Origin of the sequence: Flavobacterium sp. (genome assembly GCF_043722275.1) — a bacterium.
In the GTDB taxonomy this organism is placed as follows: domain Bacteria; phylum Bacteroidota; class Bacteroidia; order Flavobacteriales; family Flavobacteriaceae; genus Flavobacterium.
This window is the reverse complement of sequence record NZ_JAYSPC010000037.1, coordinates 20,435-40,287: the sequence shown is the minus strand read 5'-3', so window position 1 is coordinate 40,287 and position 19,853 is coordinate 20,435. Positions and strand designations below refer to the sequence as shown.

At 33.0% G+C, this 19,853-nt stretch carries 11 protein-coding genes; 5 read left to right on the top strand and 6 right to left on the bottom strand.

Annotated elements, in window-relative coordinates; all coding sequences use genetic code 11:
* Nucleotides 1-4 precede the first annotated feature (4 nt).
* The 4 genes from ACHZDT_RS04830 to ACHZDT_RS04815 are packed head-to-tail and all read left to right on the top strand — an operon-like array spanning nt 5 to nt 6,140.
* A complete protein-coding gene (locus tag ACHZDT_RS04830; protein ID WP_394773513.1) occupies nt 5-1,135 on the top strand; it encodes an AAA family ATPase in 1,131 nt (376 codons plus the stop codon).
* A 1-nt stretch (nt 1,136) separates the two neighbouring features.
* Entirely contained in the window at nt 1,137-1,835 is a 699-nt protein-coding gene (locus tag ACHZDT_RS04825; protein WP_394773512.1) for a hypothetical protein, read from the top strand.
* Nucleotides 1,836-1,843: 8 nt separating this feature from the next.
* Nucleotides 1,844-4,384, top strand: a complete 2,541-nt coding sequence (locus ACHZDT_RS04820; protein WP_394773511.1) for a ribosomal protein L7/L12 — start codon at nt 1,844-1,846, stop codon at nt 4,382-4,384.
* Nucleotides 4,374-6,140: a hypothetical protein gene (locus ACHZDT_RS04815; protein WP_394773510.1), complete on the top strand. Its 1,767-nt coding sequence runs from the start codon at nt 4,374-4,376 to the stop codon at nt 6,138-6,140. Before ACHZDT_RS04820 ends, ACHZDT_RS04815 begins: the two co-directional genes overlap by 11 nt.
* A 69-nt stretch (nt 6,141-6,209) precedes the next feature.
* Here ACHZDT_RS04815 and ACHZDT_RS04810 read toward each other — a convergent pair whose 3' ends face one another.
* From ACHZDT_RS04810 to ACHZDT_RS04800, 3 genes are all read right to left on the bottom strand, one after another.
* Nucleotides 6,210-7,988, bottom strand: coding sequence for an AMP-dependent synthetase/ligase (locus ACHZDT_RS04810; RefSeq protein ID WP_394773509.1), 1,779 nt, complete (start codon nt 7,986-7,988; stop codon nt 6,210-6,212).
* A 177-nt stretch (nt 7,989-8,165) separates the two neighbouring features.
* The gene (locus ACHZDT_RS04805) at nt 8,166-8,597 is read right to left on the bottom strand and encodes a hypothetical protein (RefSeq protein ID WP_394773508.1); all 432 of its coding nucleotides are present in this window, start codon (nt 8,595-8,597) and stop codon (nt 8,166-8,168) included.
* A 135-nt stretch (nt 8,598-8,732) separates the two neighbouring features.
* Nucleotides 8,733-11,138, bottom strand: coding sequence for a TonB-dependent receptor domain-containing protein (locus ACHZDT_RS04800; protein ID WP_394773507.1), 2,406 nt, complete (start codon nt 11,136-11,138; stop codon nt 8,733-8,735).
* A gap of 338 nt (nt 11,139-11,476) precedes the next feature.
* Here ACHZDT_RS04800 and ACHZDT_RS04795 point away from each other — a divergent pair, with 338 nt between their 5' ends.
* Nucleotides 11,477-11,755 (top strand): hypothetical protein, encoded by a 279-nt coding sequence (locus tag ACHZDT_RS04795; RefSeq protein WP_394773506.1) that lies wholly within the window; start codon nt 11,477-11,479, stop codon nt 11,753-11,755.
* 169 nt (nt 11,756-11,924) lie between these two features.
* On the opposite strand, the gene purL is transcribed toward ACHZDT_RS04795, so the two are convergent.
* The 3 genes from purL to ACHZDT_RS04780 all read right to left on the bottom strand — a co-directional run bounded on the left by purL (nt 11,925) and on the right by ACHZDT_RS04780 (nt 19,800).
* Complete coding sequence (gene purL, locus ACHZDT_RS04790; protein WP_394773505.1) at nt 11,925-15,635, bottom strand: phosphoribosylformylglycinamidine synthase; 3,711 nt, start codon at nt 15,633-15,635, stop codon at nt 11,925-11,927.
* A 373-nt stretch (nt 15,636-16,008) separates the two neighbouring features.
* Nucleotides 16,009-17,874 carry an endonuclease gene (locus ACHZDT_RS04785; protein ID WP_394773504.1) on the bottom strand — a complete coding sequence of 622 codons (1,866 nt, stop codon included), beginning with the start codon at nt 17,872-17,874 and terminating at the stop codon, nt 16,009-16,011.
* A 408-nt stretch (nt 17,875-18,282) separates the two neighbouring features.
* Nucleotides 18,283-19,800, bottom strand: coding sequence for a hypothetical protein (locus tag ACHZDT_RS04780; protein ID WP_394773503.1), 1,518 nt, complete (start codon nt 19,798-19,800; stop codon nt 18,283-18,285).
* Nucleotides 19,801-19,853 lie beyond the last annotated feature (53 nt).

The window sequence follows — 19,853 nt, the reverse complement described above, 5'->3', positions numbered from 1 at the left end:
GTAAATGAAAGCTACCGATAAATTAAATATAGTTTTAAAGCATATTAAAGAAACTTTTGTTGGAAAAAATGAGATTATTGATTTGTTAGGAATTGGATTATTAGCCAGAGAAAATGCTTTTTTATTAGGACCTCCCGGAACTGCAAAAAGTGCCATTATCAGAGCTTTATCCAATGGAATTGAGGATGGTAAAAATTTCGAATATCTTTTAACCCGATTTACGGAACCTAATGAAATTTTTGGACCATTTGATATTCGTAAACTTAAAGAAGGCGAATTAATTACCAATACCGAAGGTATGATGCCGGAAGCTTCAATGGTATTTCTGGATGAAATATTTAATGCAAACTCGGCAATTTTGAACAGTTTATTAATGGCGCTTAATGAAAAAATATTCCGTCGTGGCAAAGAAACTAAAAAGTTACCTGCACTTATGTTCGTTGGTGCAAGTAATATATTGCCGGAAGATGAATCGTTAAATGCTTTGCTGGATCGTTTTTTAATCAGGATAAAATGTGATTATGTTGAACCGGATTTATTGCACGGAGTATTATTGGCAGGATGGAAATTTGAAAGTAATAGTAGCACAGAGGCTCCAACAATTACAGCCGATGAAATTAAAAAATTACAGCAGCTTTGCCGTAAAGTAGATTTGAATGCCATTAGAAACCAATATGTTGATGTTATTCACAGTCTTAGAAATACGGGTATAAAAGTATCTGACAGACGTGCCGTAAAACTTCAAAATCTTATAGCAGCAAGTGCATTAATGTGTGGAAGGAGTGAAGCTGTTTTATCTGATTTATGGGTTTTGAAATACATTTGGGATAACGAAGAACAAATCGAAATTCTGGAAGGAATAATCAATAAAATTATCGAGAAAGATGATTCGGCAGAAGCACATCCACAGGCATTGTACAACAAAACCCCAGATGCAGAAAGTGTAATGAAAGAAGTAAATTACCTGATAGAAAAATGGCAGGATGATAGTCTTTCTTTCGAGGAACAAAATGTAGTTAAGGATAAACTTCGTTACATTCAAACACGCTGCGACTGGATTAAAGATCCAGAACAGAAAAAATATATTCAGGAACATATAGAATCTTTGTGGCAAAAAATACTTCAAACTATTTAATATGTATTTTTTAGAAATTAAAAAAGAACACAAAGATTTGTTAGGATCAATCAGACATTGGGATACGCTAAAAGTAGCTTTTGTAACGAATATGATCTGGATAAAGGACTTTTCTTTAGAACAAATAAATACAGCCGAAATTCAGCAAATTCCGTACAAAAAAGTATATGAATTAAAGGAGAATTTATTGTTTGAGAAGGATAAAATTTTGCCATCAAAAAAGTTGCCTTCAGGATTATTATGGAGTCCAATTTTACGTGCGCTGCCCGTTTCATTGCCTAATTTCAATCATAATTTTTTTGGAATTGATCAAAAACTACAAATGGTTTTAAAGCCGTCTGAAAATGTAAAAGAAGCTTTTGCCATGATTGTAAATTTTGATGAATTTAAGCCATATATCGAACAAGCACCAAAATTCAGGCTTGAGCCTTTAAACTGGATTGTAATTGATGAAAAGATATTGATAACAGGAAAGCCGTTATTGCCAATAAAAGGTAAAACATATTGGCTGAATCATGATTTTTTAATTCCAACCGGATACGATTTTGAATGGTTTGCTTTGACAAAAACGCTTCAGGAAAAATTAAATCCAACACAGGAAAACATAATACTCTGGAATGAAGATAACAGCTATTCTCAAATTCCAAAACAAAATATAAAACCGCTATCAATTAGCTCATTTCGCCTAACTTTTTCATAAAATAAAAAATGGAATTTCTAAAATATTTTCAATCATACGATGACTATTTCTGGGAATGGGATAATCAGACATTTTCTGAAGAAAGTGTCTGTGAATCCATAACAATTCCAAATGGACAAACTATTGGTTATGAAAAATTCATCTTTGAAATTTTAGATTATCTCTCGGATGACAGCATTCCACCGTTTGGGAGCTTGTTATTAGCCATTACCGCAACAAATCCAGAAAGTGAGCAAGCTATTGAAATGATTCATAATCTGGCAATAAGCAAGAATATAGTAACCGCTTTTCCGCAGTCGCAGTCTTTTAGAATTGGTGCAAGTATCGATTTTTTAAAGATGCTTTCTAATTTGCCAAATGAGTATAAAATTGGCGAAAAAAGATTGAAATTGTTTGAGACTATTTTTCATAAATGTCATAACAGAGTTTCGTCATCAGATGCAAAATATTTTCTTAGAGAATATAAAGACCACAGACACCATTTAGTTCGGGCATCTGATAAAGAGGAATTTAATGATGCCACTTTTAGAAAAGATTTCAGAACTCTTGCTTTATTAAAAGTGAAATTCCCAACACTTCAGTCAATACTAAATGCAATGGAAAGGGTTCCTCATGCAGATTTAGAGGATAAATTGAATGAAGAAGTTTTAGAAGAAAAGAACTTATCTGATAATATGACCAATTTTGTTGATCAGCTTATTCAGGAAGACAAAACTTTTTATGTAGGAAGTTTAATAAAACGACTTTGGTCAGGATTAAATATTCCGCTTCATCACAATCATCCAAGCGAACAGCCACTAGGAGGAATTTCTGATTTGACCAATAAAGGAGATTTCGACAAACTCGTAATTTCTGAATTTGCTTATGATGATGATGTTTTCATGTCCAGAATTGCAAATAATGAAGCGCTTTATATTCAGCGTGAAGTTCCGCCTGAAGCCGATAAATTCAAACGCATTTTATTAATCGATAACACATTAAAAAACTGGGGAAATCCTAAAATCCTTGCTTTTGCCTCGGCAATTGCAATTGCCAGACATCCAAAAACTGATATTGAATGCCAGGTTTATGTTGTTGGCGAAGATTACAAAGAAATTTCGGTTGAAAACGTTGATGAGGTTATTAATGCCTTAAATGAACTTAGTGGTAAATTGGATTGTTCAGCGGGATTAAATGCATTTTTTACTGCCAATAAGGTCAATAGTAAGAATCAGGAAGTTTTTATTTTTTCATCAGAAGAAAGTTTAAAGATAGTTCCAATGCAAAAAGCAATGAGTAATTATTTTGATGATATCAAATATGTTTTTGCAATTGGTATGCAAAATATCGGAGTTTATAAAAATCATAATAAAGGCAAAAAAATGCTACAGCAAATTATTTTGCCGTTAGATGAGTTATGGCTAAGAAATGATAAGGAATTGATAAAAACTTCAAAAAGTTTATATGAGGAGAGTTTACCGCTATTATATCCAATAGAAAGATTTTATTATAATATTTTTCAGGATGGAAACGATTTTTATCAGTGTGTAGGTCGTACATTATTTATGTTTTATGATAATAAGTTTAATAAGGCATTAAAAAAAATAACATCAAATCCTGATTTAGTAGGTAAAGGTGAATTTGCATTAAAAACTAATAGTAATAAAGAAAAAGTATTATTGAATTGTTATTTTGTTGATGCTATGCATAATGTTAGTTTTCTGAATCTTAAAACTAATAAATTAAAAACCAAAAAAATAGAAAAAGGTAAGCTTCCGGAAAATAAGCTATTAGCATTTGAATACAATGGTGATTTTTATCTAACGGATAATATAAATTTTTGGTTAATCAATGATGACTTTGAAATTGAGGAGATAAAAGGAGAGAATATAAAATTAGAATATGATAATTATTTTGAAAAACGCACCAATTTTATTAGGTCTTATAAAGCAAATAGAATCAAATATAATACAATTAAAAGATTGGAAACCGCTGTAATAGATAAAGATGTCTTGAATTTAAATGAATATTGTTTTAGAAACTTAAAATTTGAAAAAAATAAATATAGATTGAGACCAGATGGTATAATAGTATTAAAAGAAAAAGTAAACCTCATTTTAAAAAATAAAGGAAATTCACCTCTTGAAGTGATAAAAGTAATTAAAAATAATACTGAGAAAGATTTAAAAGAGGCTAAAACTATTATAGATGATAATTTAGGAATGATTCTAAGTAATGTTACGAAAGATACAGCCGAAAAATTGAAAAAAAAAATCGAAGAAACAGGAGCTGTATGTTATATAGAAACAATAGTTTTTGAATCTGAAGATGGAAGTACTATTAGAAATAAAGACGGAATTTTAATTTTTGAAAGTAGTGATACAAGAATTGAAAAGTTTTATATTCCTTTTGTTTTAGATACGCAATCTACAATGGTTTCAATAGATGAAAGGACCGGAAATGAGTTTTTTATTTCGGACGAATACAAACAAGACGTTACAACTTGTGAAAGATTTACAGAAAAATATTTTAACCCATTTATTATGAATATTGTGAATCATGGAGCTTAAATTAAAAATAAATACGAAAAATACATTTCCTAAAAGAGGTATTTTAATTAAAAGTACCTCTGCAGAAGTATGGCTTCATGAAATTCAGAAAATGGGTTTAGCGCTAGATTCTATTAAGGTATTTCCTGTTCCGGGAATTCGCGCAAATGAATTGTTTGGGTGTTTAATAGTTTTCAATCAGACCGAAATTAAAATTGCAGATACAGGAAAAAATAATTTTTGCCAGTTAGCATCAGATAAGTTATTTATTCCTGAAAACTCATCACTTATCCCAGAATTAACAGAAGAGGAATGGCATAAATTATTTTCAGAACACTATCATTTTTTGCATCCTGAAATAGGTTTAGTTGAATTGATGGATGAAGTAAATTGGTCTGATTTATTTTTGTTATCGAAACCAAAACAAATCGAAATAACAGAACCGTCAAAAACAGTTTCAATTCCGCTATTCATTACCTCAATGCGAGTTGAAATTGATCAGGAAAAAATTCTTGAATCTATTGAGAATCCACCTTCAGAAGAAGAAATGATTGCTAAATTGCCTTTTGATATGCAAAAGCTGATGAAAGGAAATCAAAAGGAAATGGACAAGTTCTTAGAATTTCTTGATAAAAATCCAAAACTAGCTTTGCAATTAGCAATTCCGCTGGATACATTAGGAACTTCAAGAGGAGGAAATGCAGGTAGATTTTCTTTTGGATCAGAAAATGTATTTAAAACATTTTTTTCAAAAATAGGAGATTTGTTTGATAGGAAAAACTCGGGTTCCGCTGGAGATGATTCTTTTATAACAGTATTAAAATGGGCATTTATTCTTTTTTTTATATTTGGAGTTAGAAGTTGTGGTTCAGGCAATTCAAATTTTGGATTTAAGCCATTTCTCATATTCATAGCTTTGGTATTGATTGTTGGTTTTATAGTTTCAGTTTTATTAAAAAACAGTAAATCGTCGGGTAATTCAAATTTAGGAGGTTCAGCATTAATAGATTCTGACAGATTCATCACTTTACAAAATAAATACGAGAAGTTAGCAGAAGAATACGTAGCCAACAAAGACTATCAAAAAGCGGCACATATTTACTTGAAATTGCTAAAAAAATATCATAAGGCAGCCGAAGTTCTGGAAAAAGGAGAGTTTTATTCTGAAGCTGCGGCACTTTATTTAAAGTATCTTAAAAACAATAAAAAAGCAGCCGAATGTTATGAAAAAGGCAGTGAATATAAACGTGCAATTGAACTTTACAAAGAACTTAATGAGGATGAAAAAGTAGGCGATTTATACCTAATGTTACATAATAAAACCGAAGCAGATAAATATTTTAATAAAGTAATTGATAATTATAAAACTCATTTTCAATACTTAAAAGCCTCTTTAGTTTATAAAAATAAAATTGGAGATATTACAGAAGCTCAGGAATTACTATTAGAAGGCTGGAAAACAAATAAAGATGCAGGAAAATGTCTTAATAATTACTTTGCAAACATTCATTCTCCTGATGAATTATCAAGTGCAATAAAAAGTGTCTATAACGCTGAAATGTCTTCGGCAAATAGTGTAATATTTCTTCATTTATTAAAGCATGAGTTTACAAAATATGAAGGACTAGAAGAAATGATCAAAAACATTGCATATGAAATTGCAGCTGATAAAATTGATAAAATGCCGGACATCGCTTCAGAATTATTGCACTTTAATAAAAACAATAAGTCAATGCTAAAAGATGTGATGAAGTATAAACTGAAACTGAAGAAGTAAAAGTTTTATTAAAATAAAAAACGGCTACCTTTTAAGGCAGCCGTTTTACGTTGGTTATATTATTTTGATTTAATTATGATCGTATATTTTAAGATAAAGATCTTTGTAAATTTCTTTAATAATTTTACGTTTCAGTTTCAAAGTAGGAGTCAGTTGTCCGCCATTGATAGACCAGACATCCGGAGTTAGCTCAAAACGTTTGATTTTTTCCCAATGACCAAATTTTTCATTGATTCCTTCTACTTCTTCGTCGATACGTTTAATAACATCAGGATTTTCGCTGATTTCCTTATCGGTGCTTCCTAACGTTATTTTATGAATTTTTGCCCATTCTTTTACAAATTCAAAATTAGGCTGAATAAAAGCTGCCGGCATTTTTTCGCCTTCACCAATTACCATAATCTGCTCAATAAAACGAGATTGTTTCATTGCATTTTCAATCAATTGAGGCGCAATATATTTTCCTCCAGAAGTCTTGAACATTTCCTTTTTACGATCTGTAATTTTAAGGAAACCTTCACTGTCAATTTCGCCAATATCTCCTGTATGAAAATATCCGTCTTGTAAAGCTTCGGCAGTTTTTTCAGGATCTTTAAAATAACCCATCATTACATTTGGTCCTTTGCAAAGAATTTCTCCGTCTTGTGCAATCTTAACTTCCACATTACGAATTATTTTGCCAACAGTTCCAATTTTGAAACCTTTATTTCTTTGATCGTTTACCGCAATTACCGGCGACGTCTCAGATAATCCGTAACCTTCCATAACAGGAAGTTCGGCAGCAGCAAAAACTCTTGTTAAACGAGGTTGTAAAGCGGCACTACCGGAAACCAGTAATTCTAAATTCCCTCCTAAACCCTCTTTCCATTTACTGAAAATAAGTTTTCTGGCAATTTTTAACTGAAATTCATACCAGAAACCATTCGCTCCGTATGGTTCATATTTTAAACCCAAATCAATAGCCCAGAAAAATAATTTTTTCTTGATGCCCGTTAATTCAGCTCCTTTTGCATAAATTTTATCGTAAACTTTTTCTAAAAGCCTTGGTACAGCAGTAATAACCGTTGGTCGTACTTCTTTTAAATTATCACTGATCTTGTCAATTGATTCTCCAAAATAAACCGAAACACCATAATATTGATAGATGTACAAAATCATTCTTTCAAAAATATGGCAAATAGGCAGGAAGCTCAAAGCAGTACTTTTTCCTGCATCAAACGGAATTCTTGGTGCACTGTCTAAAACATTCGACACAATATTTTTGTGCGAAAGCATAACGCCTTTTGGTTTTCCTGTAGTTCCTGATGTGTATATTATAGTAGCTAAATCATCTTCGGTAATGCTGTCTTTTTTAGCCTCAACTTCAGCCTGATTGCTTTCATCAGATCCTAAAGTCAATAATTCTGACCAATGTTTAGCGCCTGAAATCTCATCAAAAGTATAAACTTCTTTCAAAGTTGGTACATTTGCCTTAATTGCATTTACTTTTTGAAGTACTTCATCATCAGAAACAAAACAGTAAATACTACCGCTATGATTTAATATATATTCGTAATCTTCTTCGGAAATTGTTGGATAAATAGGCACATTCTGCGCACCGGTTTGTAAAATACCAATATCCATGATATTCCATTCCGTACGATTACTTGAAGTGATTAAAGCGATTTTATCATCTTTCTGAACGCCCATTCGTAATAATGCCCTTGAAACAGCATTAGCTTTTGCAATATATTCCTGGCTAGAAGTTTTTTCCCAGACTCCATTTTTTTTAGTTGCTAAGGCAACCTGAAGGTTATAAGTTTCTTGTTGATAATAAGGAAAATCAAAAAGGCGTGTGATTGAAACCATGTTTAATATATTGAATTTTACTGCAAATTAAATAAAAATAAGGTATGAATCTTGATTTTATTAAAATTTATGGGAAAAATTATAGGTACTATTGAAATTCTACGAAAACGTTTTCTTATTTGTAGTAAATGTTCTAAAAAACGAAGAAAAATTTATTTTGATTTAGGTGCCTGCAGATTATTGTACATTATAATCAACATATTCTTTTACTCTTTCGCCCATTAAAAACATTTTTTTCTTGGCAAAATGAATAGAAAATTGCGAATAGTTCCAGGCATCGCTATCATTTGTTCTGTACCAAAATGTATATGATGCACTATTAAACCCTTCTTTAAAAATAGGAATACCTTCATCAGTACATTCCAATCCCCAATTTATTTTTTGTTTCGTTAAATCGTCAGCCTGAATAACACCCGTTCCATCAGGATTAAGTATCGTACTTGGTGCTTTTTGCCCCGTAGGAATAAAAGTTCCCGGAACAGGATAACCAATAGTTGTGGTAATAAAATGTTCGCGCCCATTGTAGGTGATTTGATCTACATGAACTTGTGCGTGAGATTGTGTTGCAACAAAAAATAACGTAATTAGTAATAAATGTAAAGATTTCATTCTATAGCAGGTTTTAATGTTTTTGGAAATACTAAAAAAAATCCAGTGGCAGGATTTTTATGGCGAATATAGTTCAAATTTCAATAGAAAAATGAATCCCAATTACAAGAATGAGTTTTTTTATTATATCAATTATTACTCTGTAGAAAACTGATTTTCTAATAATTTTTCTTTAAAATCAGATTTAAAAGTATAAGCAAACGTCACCATAAGTGCGCGTGTATCTGATTTTGAAGTTCTATTATTGCTAAAAAGTAAAGTGTTATTTTTAAAACCGCTTTCCAGCGTATTAAACATATCTGTAATTACTAATCCCAAGCGCGCATTTCCTTTGCCAATTTTTTGCTGGAAACCCATGTCAACATTATAAATAGGAATTCTTTTTCCTTGCGGAGTTGCTAATGCCGAATTATAATTACCAATAATTTGAAGTTTTCCGCCTTTCCAGGGAACAAAATTGTTAATGATTTTTCCGTACCAGCTAAAAGCGTTATTTACAATATCCTGTGCCAGATTAGAGGCATTTATATTCTGCTGAAAAGCTGTAATACTGATATTTGCATCATAAAAGCCAATAGGTTTTAAACTAAAAATCGTTTCTAAACCATAAGTAATCGTGCTTCCAATGTTTCTGGGTTGCAGGAAAATAACTCCATTGTCTTGTAATTCTGCATATTGCTTAATAGTATTGGTGGCATTTCTATAAAAAGCATTAGTTGAAAACGAGTATTTCGACCACTCTTTATTATAACTCATTTCGCCAATATGAATAATTTCCGGCTGTAAATATGGGTTTCCACCATGAGGATTCAAGGCATCTGTAATATCTATAAACGGATTCAACTCGTCTAAATCCCGACGGTTAATACGTTTACTGTATCCAATTTTTACAAATTCATCTGTTCTTAAATTTAATTGTAAAGATGCTGATGGAAAAAGTTTATAATAATCATTACTAAAGCGATCACTATTATTTTTTGTTGCTCCGGTGTTCGAAACATTTTCTGCACGTAAACCTAGATTATATTTCCACTTTGGGTTTTCTTTATCACCAATAAAGGAATTTAACATTCCGTAAACAGCATTTATTTGTTCATTAAATTTAAAACTATTGCTCGCCAATGGATTGACAACATATTCTCCATTATTCATATCCGCGCTTTCAAAATCAGAAGTAAAAAAGCGGAATGTTCCTTTGTAACCTGTTTCCAGAATTGATTTTTCCGAAACCGGAATCGCAAAGTTTACAATAGCATTTGAGATATTTTCATGTTCATAATTGTGCGTTCTTTGTAAAAAAGCATCGCCAATTTGCGCATTATACTGGTCGTAATTAAAAGTGTCAATATTGGTATTTTCCCTGTGTTTATTAAAAGAAGAAGTAATACTTGCAGTCAGGCTTTTTCGATCATCAGCAAATTTCCTGTCATAACTAAAAGACAGCTCACCAACTTTTGAGCGTTCTAATTCTAACGAATGTCTAATATTATCAGAAAAAAACTGATTTGTATTTGTATTAACCTGCGTATGCAAAGTCTCGTCATTATCCTGATTTTCAAGGTTTCCTAGAGCTTCAAATGAAAAACTGTTGCGTTCGTTTGGAGAAAAATCAATATTGAATTTTAGATTCTGCAATCCTTCAGTTCTTTCGTCATTTCTGTTTTGATTGATAAAGTGTTCATCATCAATAAAATTATTAATTCTTTCACCTTTTATTTTTTTAGTTCTTCCCGCAAAACGATTGTCATATGCCAAACCAAAATTCCATTTTTCAGATTTCTGATTTAAAAGCACAGAACTATTCAATCTGCCTTTTGCACCAAAACCACTTCCTAAAACAACGGCGCCATTAATACCGCTTTGATTGTTTTTTTTAAGCTTAATATTGATAATTCCGCTTTCGGCATTCGCATCATATTTAGCAGTAGGATTACTAATAACCTCAATACTTTCAATACTGCTTGAGGCAATTTGATCCATATTCGTAATCGCAGAATTTTTTCCGTTAATTAAAATCATTGGCGATTTTCCGCGTAATGTTATTCCTCCGTCAGCATCAACAGCTATTGTCGGGATACTTTTCAGCATATCTGTAGCGGTTCCTCCGGATTGCGAAATATTCGAAACGGCATTAAAAACAAAACCTTCAGCTGTTTTTTGAATTTGTTTTTTTTGAGAATTAACAACAACTGCGTTCAATAAATTAGTATCGTTTTGTAAAGTTATTGTTCCAATTAAAAGCGGAGAATCAGCAACTTTAATTTTTTGAGTAATAGTTTTAAACCCTATTAATTTGAATTGTAATTGATAATCTCCCGAAAGTACATTATCAAGAGAAAAATTCCCGGAAGCATCTGTCACAGTATAATTGGCAACTTTTGTAGAGTCGTTTGCAGTTTTTAAAATAACATCAACAAATTCCACAGGAAGTTTTCCATCTGAAATTTTTCCTTGTACGGATGTGGATTTTTGACCAAAAGAAAATTGACTTAGTGTAAATAAGAAAATCAACAGAGATAAGTTTTGCTTCCATTTTTTCATAAGGCAAAGATATTTATCCCAATAAATACGCTCGCTAAAACTGCCTTAAGATAGTATTAAATTATTCTTAGATAGTATTAAAGGAATGCATTCTAAGATACTTTTTTCATATTTCGCTCTGTGTATTTAAATAAGTGAAACGCCTTTTAAGAACATTTAATTTATGTTTCTATGTGTTAGAAATTTTATTATTTAAGCTTACGAAAAAAGGGCTTTTTTCCCCTAATAAAAACAGGAAAAAGCAGAAGTAATTCTATTTCAGGACAATGTAGTTTTGAAATGAATTAATTGCGTAAGCCGAAAAGCAAACGAGTAGGCATTATTTTAAAATTTATATTATGGAAATTGCTTTTTTTATAATGATGGGATGGTGTGGCACAAAATATCCGGGTTGGAGACCCTGGAAAAATCCACATCCACATCCAGATCCTGAGCCTTGGTGGATTTATACTGTTCTTGGCTTGTCAATAATTGCCGGAGTTGCCGGCGGAACATTGTTTAGAAATGCAATAATGGAGAACCAATTTTTTGCAGGTCAAATTGCGATTGCTTCCGGATTAGCAGCATTTGCTTCTTCAGGAATTGTTACGGGACTTGCTTCCTTAACTAAAAGATAAAAAAAATATTTTTTCGCCACAAATTTCACGAATTAGCACGAATCATTAATTTTATTTTTTTGAATCACAATAATTAACACAAAGTAATTAGTGGAAATTCGTGAAATTCGTGGCAAAAAGAACAAAAAAAAACGCCCGATAAATTCGAGCGTTTTTAGTAAATATATTTTTAGATTTTCTCAATCCATTTTCTTGCATTAACAAAAGCTTCATGCCAAGGCGAAACTTCGTCGTTTCTGTCTTTTGGATAATTAGCCCAGTTCCATTGAAAAGTAGAACGCTCAATATGAGGCATCATCACTAAATGTCTTCCGGTTTTATCACACATCATTGCCGTGTTATAGTCAGATCCGTTAGGGTTTGCAGGATAACCTTCATAAGCATATTTAGAAACAATGTTGTAGTTTTCTTCGGCAAGAGGCAAATTGAATTTTCCCTCTCCGTGAGAAACCCAAACTCCTAAAGTGCTTCCAGCCAATGTTGATAACATTACCGAATTATTCTCCTGAACTTTTACAGAGGTAAAAATACTTTCGTGTTTCTGGCTTTCGTTATGCAGCATTTTTCCGTGAACTTCATGCTCAGGATTAATCACTTCAAGTTCCATAAACAATTGACAACCGTTACAAATGCCAACAGATAAAGTATCTTCTCTTTTAAAGAAATTATCCAATGCTGTTTTTGCTTTTTCGTTGTATAAGAAAGCTCCCGCCCAACCTTTGGCAGAACCTAAAACATCAGAGTTTGAGAAACCTCCAACAGCACCAATAAACTGAATATCTTCAAGAGTTTCACGACCGGAAATCAAATCCGTCATGTGAACATCTTTTACATCAAATCCTGCCAAGTACATTGCATTTGCCATTTCACGCTCAGAATTACTTCCTTTTTCACGGATAATAGCTGCTTTTGGTCTCTCGACTTCGCTAGAGATGACAGGCTTTTTACCAGTGAAATGTGCTGGAAAAGTGTATTGTAAAACCTGATTTTTATAGTTTTCGAAACGTGCCTGAGCTCTTCCGTTTTTAGATTGTTTTTGATCTAATAAATAAGAAGTCTCAAACCAAATATCACGATATGTTGGAATATCCAATTTATAATCTCCAAATTCTAAAGTTCCGTTTTCAGTAACTGTTCCAAGTTTGAAAAATTCTATTTTATTTGAATTTAATTTATTTTCGAAAACAGCATCTTCTTTTGCTTGAATTACAAGACCAATATTTTCTGAAAACAAAATTTTCACTAAATCTTTTTCTTTAAAAGCATCAAACGAAATTTTCATTCCTGCTTCTACAGGATTTTCCCCTTCGGGGGTTAGGGGGTTAAAACACAGTTCTAATAAAGTAGTAATTAAACCACCGCTTCCGATATCGTGACCCGCCAAAATTTGGTTTTCACCAATTAATTCCTGAATTGTATTAAAAGCATTTTTGAAAAAAGAAGCGTCTTTAATAGTAGAAGTTTCGTTCCCGATTGTATTTCTGATTTGTGCAAAAGACGAACCTCCTAATTTGAAATCGTCCTGTGACAAATTGATATAATAAATAGAATCTCCGTTTTTCTGTAAAACCGGTTCAACCACTTTTCTAATATCGGTACAGTTTCCTCCAGCCGAAATAATAACTGTTCCCGGTGCGATTACTTCGTCATTTGGATATTTTTGTTTCATTGAAAGTGAATCTTTCCCTGTCGGAATATTGATTCCCAATTCAATTGCAAATTCTGAACAACCTTCAACGGCAGCGTACAAACGAGCATCTTCACCTTCATTTTTACAAGCCCACATCCAGTTTGCAGAAAGTGAAATTCCTTTTAAACCATCTTTAATTGGCGCCCAGATAATGTTTGATAACGATTCTGCAATAGCATTTCTGCTTCCCGCAACCGGATCAATCAAAGCAGCGATAGGAGCGTGGCCTATCGAAGTGGCGATTCCTTCTTTACCTAAATAATCCAGCGCCATAACTCCCACATTATTCAAAGGCAATTGTAGCGGACCTGCATTTTGTTGTTTCGCTACTTTTCCGCCAACGCAACGGTCAACTTTGTTCGTTAACCAGTCTTTTGATCCAACAGCTTCTAAACGTAAAACGTCTTGTAAATATTTTTCGAAATCATTTGCCGAATACGTTACATCAGCATATTTTCTATTGATAGTTTTATCGTTCATAATCGTTTTAGGAGAACTTCCAAAGAAATCTTCTAAAGCATAATCCATCGGTTTTGAACCATTTGATTTTGATTGAAAAGTAAAGCGGTGATCTCCCGTTACATCTCCAACCTGATACATTGGCGAGCGCTCTCTGTCGGCGATTCTTTGCAAAATATCAATATCTTTTTGACCAATAACCAATCCCATTCTTTCCTGAGATTCGTTACCAATAATTTCTTTAGCCGAAAGAGTAGGATCTCCCACAGGTAATTTATCCAAATCGATTAATCCACCAGTTTCTTCCACCAATTCAGAGAGACAATTTAAGTGTCCTCCAGCTCCGTGATCGTGAATAGAAACAATTGGATTAAGATCGCTTTCTACCAAACCACGAATAGCGTTGGCAGCACGTTTTTGCATTTCCGGATTCGAACGTTGGATCGCGTTTAATTCAATTCCTGAACCAAAAGCTCCTGTATCTGCAGATGAAACCGCAGCTCCACCCATCCCAATTCTATAATTTTCTCCACCTAGAATTACGATTTTATCACCAACTTGTGGTTTCTTTTTAATTGCCTGATCTAATTTTCCGTAACCAATTCCGCCCGCTTGCATGATTACTTTATCGTAACCAATTTTGCGATTATTTTCTGAATGTTCAAAAGTTAAAACCGAACCTGTAATTAACGGTTGCCCGAATTTATTTCCGAAATCAGAAGCTCCATTTGAAGCTTTGATCAAAATATCCATTGGTGTTTGGTACAACCATTTTCTTTCGTCCATTGCATTTTCCCAAGTCCTGTCACCCTGAGCGGAGTCGAAGGGCTGAGCGGAATCAGCTTTTAAACGAGAATATGATGTCATATAAACTGCTGTTCCGGCTAATGGCAAAGAACCTTGTCCGCCGGCAAGACGGTCACGAATTTCTCCTCCTGAACCTGTTGCAGCTCCGTTAAAAGGCTCAACAGTTGTTGGAAAATTGTGTGTTTCTGCTTTTAAAGATAAAACCGAATCAAATTCTTTTATCTCGTAATAATCAGGTTTGTCAGCTGATTTTGGTGCAAATTGCTGCACTTTTGGTCCTTTTACAAAAGCAACGTTGTCTTTGTAAGCAGACACTATATCGTTAGGATTTTCCTGTGATGTTTTTTTGATTAATTTAAAAAGTGAGGTTTCTTTTTCTTCACCATCAATTACAAAAGTTCCGTTGAAAATTTTGTGACGGCAGTGTTCTGAATTGGCTTGTGAGAAAGCAAAAATCTCAGAATCGGTTAACTTTCTTCCCAGTTTTACAGCAAGGTTGTCTAAATAGTCAACTTCTTCCTGGCTTAAAGCTAAACCTTCTACTTTATTATAAGTTGCAATATCATCAATTTCTAAAATTGGTTCTGGCTGAACGTTGATTCTGAAAATCTCCTGATCTAATTGATTGAATTTTTGTGAAAGCATTGGATCAAAATCAGTAAAATCTTCCGTTGCCGGATGAAATTCTTCAATTCTGATAATGCCTGGAATACCCATGTTTTGAGTGATTTCTACAGCATTTGTACTCCAGGGTGTGATCATTGTGGCACGAGGACCAACAAAAAAATCCGACAGTGCGGATTTTTCGATCTTATTAGAGTTGGCAAAAAGCCAGTTTAATTTTGAAATGTCTTGAGCCGAAATTTCGTTTTGCGTTTGTACGGCAAAAACAGTTTTGCTTTGGTTTTCAAAGAAATGGATCATTGTTTTGTGTAGTTTGTTGTATTGAGGTGCAAATTTAGTGTAAATAAATAGCAAGCGCAAATTTGAAAACAAAGTCTTTTGAAAAAAAAATCGATTATTGAACCATATAAGTGATGTAAGAAAATTTAAGTTTTTCGCAAAGGATATGGCCACAGATTTTACAGATTAAACAGATTTTTACTTATTGATATTTCTAATTATCTTTTCTAAAATGAACTTAAATCACTTATATGGTAAAAAAGAAAAACTTTGCGCCTTTGTGTCTTTGCGCGAAAAAAGAAAAACTTAAATTATCTTATATTACTTATTTGGTTTAAGAAATAAAAAAAAGCGGCAATATTGCCGCTTTAAATGTAGTAAGCACTCGGTTTAATTAGTTAATAATGATCTTTTTACTAAAAGTTTCAGAATCGTTATTAACACGAACAATGTAGATGCCTTTTGGCAAATTATTTATCGTCGATAATGAATCAGTGATATTTGATTGCTCAAATACCTTCTGACCTAAAATTGAAATTATCTCGATAGAATAAGGTGAATTAATAGTATTAAAGTAAATGTTGAAATTTCCGTTAGAAGGATTTGGATATAAAACCAAACCTTGTAATTCTGTAAAAGTTTCTTCCGGTATTTCAAGACTGGAATCATTTGCCGGTTTAGCACCTAAATTTGAGCAGGTATCAACAGTATATGAATCCCATTGAGAACTTAGATTGAATGTTGTTGATGGAGCAGTAACAGTAGATTTTCTTCTTAAAGTAACATCAGCAGCAAAATTTGCAGTTCCGCCACTAAAAGTTCCAATGATATCAATTAAAACTCCGTTTTTAAATAAACCAACAGCGTCATTTCCGTTAAAAGTCAATTCGGTTGCAGTTGTTGAAATATTAGCTGCGCTTGTAGCAAAACAGCTTGAAGACATTGAACTGTTTACGATCGTAAATTTACTTCCTGTAGTTAAAGTTCCGCTTAAAACCAAACCTGTACTCCATGAACCGGCGCCATTAGTTTGTTTTTTTACAGTATAAGATGATAAACTAACAGAACTTCCTGTGTTATTAGCAATTTCTAATGCTTTATTGTTTCCTGATCCTTCAATATATTCAGAGAATAATAATTCGGTTGCAGTTCCTCCGGTTCCGCCGCTTGCGTTGGTTATAACGGCAATTGTATTGCTGGACGCTGAGGTATTTCCTGCTGCATCCTTCGCATAAACGTTTATGTTATAACTTGTTGAAGCCGCTAAACCTGTTATAGTATAGTTTAATGTTGTAACTGTATTTTTTAGAACGCCATTTGCATATACATTATATCCTGTTACGCCAACATTATCTGTCGATGCATTCCAGGCAACTGTAATCGAAGTCGCAGTTTTTGCTGTAGAAGCTAAACTTGTTGGAGCAGTTGGCGCCTGAGTATCTCCGGAAGGAGCAGTGCCACCCCAAATTTGATTTATATATTCAGGATGATCAATATAAGGATTTCTATTGTTTTGACGACCATAAATAGCATTGTTTCTTGCAATTTCTCTCGCGCTTACAGGATCTTGAGCATTCCACGCTAATAGCATATTTAAAAATGCAGTTGTAAAAACTTTATTTCCAGAACCGTCAAACATTGGGTAAGAATATCCTGCAACAGTATTTTCATAACGTGTTGCAAAATAAAAATACATTCTGGCAATATCACCTTTAAAAGCATTTATAGGTTCAAAAACAGTTCCTGAATATCCAGCTACAGAACTTGATCCCAGTTTGCTTCCGTTTTGAGAAGTATAAGTTGCAGAACTTACAGTGCCATGCGGATAATTAGAACGCATTCCGTTGACTTTTCCGTCAGTTGGCGTGATAAAATGCGCATCGGCAACCATTGGTGATGCTTCATTAAAAACCGATTGCGGAATAATATGTTCTCTGTTATAACAATCGCCTTCTACAGAATAATTTCCACATCTTTGTGTAGTTCCGGTGCTGTAATTATAAGGATCTGTTCCTGACGGATTTTCAGAATACATGTCTAAAACGCTTCCGTCATTTTCATAGAAATTATCAACATCTGAAGTTTGATAAGTCGTGTACAAACCTGCATAACCATTATCTGTATGGCCTTTAATAATGTTGTACAATTGAGTTTTTAATGTGTATCCTGTTCCTGTTGCCGTGCTGTAATAACCAGACGGAATTTGAGCAAAACCAACCGTGACAAGCAATAAAAATAATAAAGAGTAATTTTTTTTCATAAAAATAGTTTAAGATTTGGGTAGTTAATAAATTGAACTTTAGGTTTTTAATTTATTATTGTATCAAAAATACTACTTTTAGGAATACGCTGAGTTAAGGAAAGATTATTTTTGGATAAATTTTCTTACGGGTTTTTTTTTAATATTTGAGTTTTTTTGAACCATATAAGTTATGTAAGTTCATTTTTAGAAGAATGTTAGAAAATAATCTCGCTAATGCGCTACGCTGCAAAGTTTTATTAAGCGTATTGTTTTGTCATTTCGACGGAGGAGAAATCACACGAGAAATTCCGCAATTAAAATCGTCAATCTTTATCGAATCCCGTCTGCGATTTCTCCTCCGTCGAAATGACATAAAATGAGAAAAAAACTTAAATTTTCTTATATCACTTATATGGTTAGAAAATATTATTTAGGGAAAGCCGCACTTTGATACGCGCCTAAATCAGGCGGAGAAGTTCTCGTTTTACCTAAAATATCTAACGGAATTATATATGCCTGATTCCCTTTCGCGAAAGCGGCAGAAGTATTATCGATATTAAATTTGTTTTGAGAAATGTTGAAAAACTTCGGGTTTTCGTTTAAGATAATCTGATTGTAATGTGCAGCATCAGTTTTAAATTGATAATCCGGATTTGTGGAAGAACTGCTAAATTTCAACAAACAATTATTCAGTTGATATACAAATGGAGTATTCGCATTTTTATTTAAATTGAATTCATTACTGCTTGATCCGTAAATAATGCAATTATTAAAAGTCGCTTGTGTTAACGGATTAGTTTCCGGAGTTGCACCCGCTAAACTATTGCTTAAATTCACGGCGAATTGCGCGCTACTTTGCCAATTGTTATTAAAGGTACAATGAGTAAAAACATAATCTCCGCCATAAATACACGATAAACCGGCTAAACCAGCGTAATTAATTACGATATTTTCTCCGTTGATATGTGCGTTTTGGGCGAGAATCCCATATTCGGCACAATTGTAAATCTGAGTGTTTTTTATTTGAATTGTCGTGCTGTTATCAGGGTTTTTCAGGTTTAAACCTGTGATTGCATTTTTTAAAGTAAGATGATTTATCGCATGATTTTTACTTCCGTTAGCGAAAATAACCGAGTTCCATTGTCCGGGAATATTATCATAAAGAGATTCTAATCGATCGCCTTCAAAAACAACTTCGTTTTCTAATTTTTCAGTTGTTGATGCAGTTCCGTTAATTTGAAGTGATGCTTTATTGGCTACATAAAGTCCGGAATTAGCATGGAAAAATACACGAGCTCCGGCTTGAAAAGTAACAGTTTTATTTTCAGGAACGCCTGCGAATCCGTAAATTACATAAGGTTTCTGGTTGGTAAAAAGTAATTCATTTCCGTTTACAGGATCATTTTCATCTAAATAAAAACCATCAACATCTTTATCCTCTATTTTGATTTTCTCTTTAGTTCCGTCAGGATTTTGTTTTGGATAAAGAAAAACAGCATCCTGAATTAAAGTCACCAGCGCCACTTCCTGAAGATTCGCGCCACTATCAAACTGAATTTGATCTGTATATAAAAAATCTGTCGGATTAGCGTCTGTAATATCTGCCGTAGTTTCAATAAAAATGTACAAACTGTCTTTGGCTAAAAGCGTAATATCGTTAAAGATTTTTCCGCTGTTTCCGTTCGTTCCGTCAACCGTCATTCTGTATTTTGAATTTAAGCCATTTTTGAATTGAATCGTCGGAATTGAAATATCGTCTTTACTTTTATTATACACTTTAAGTTGGTACGTACTGGAACCAATATTTTTAAAAACAGTATCCAAATACACCGTGTCTTTTGAAAATTTTAAATTTCCGGAATTGGCAACGGTATCAAAATCAGTTCGGCAAGAACTGGCAGTTAAAAGTATTCCGAAAATGAAGAGTATATAGTAATGACGCATTTAAATAAAGTTTTTTGCCACTGATTAAAGGATTAGAAAGATTTTTCACTCTT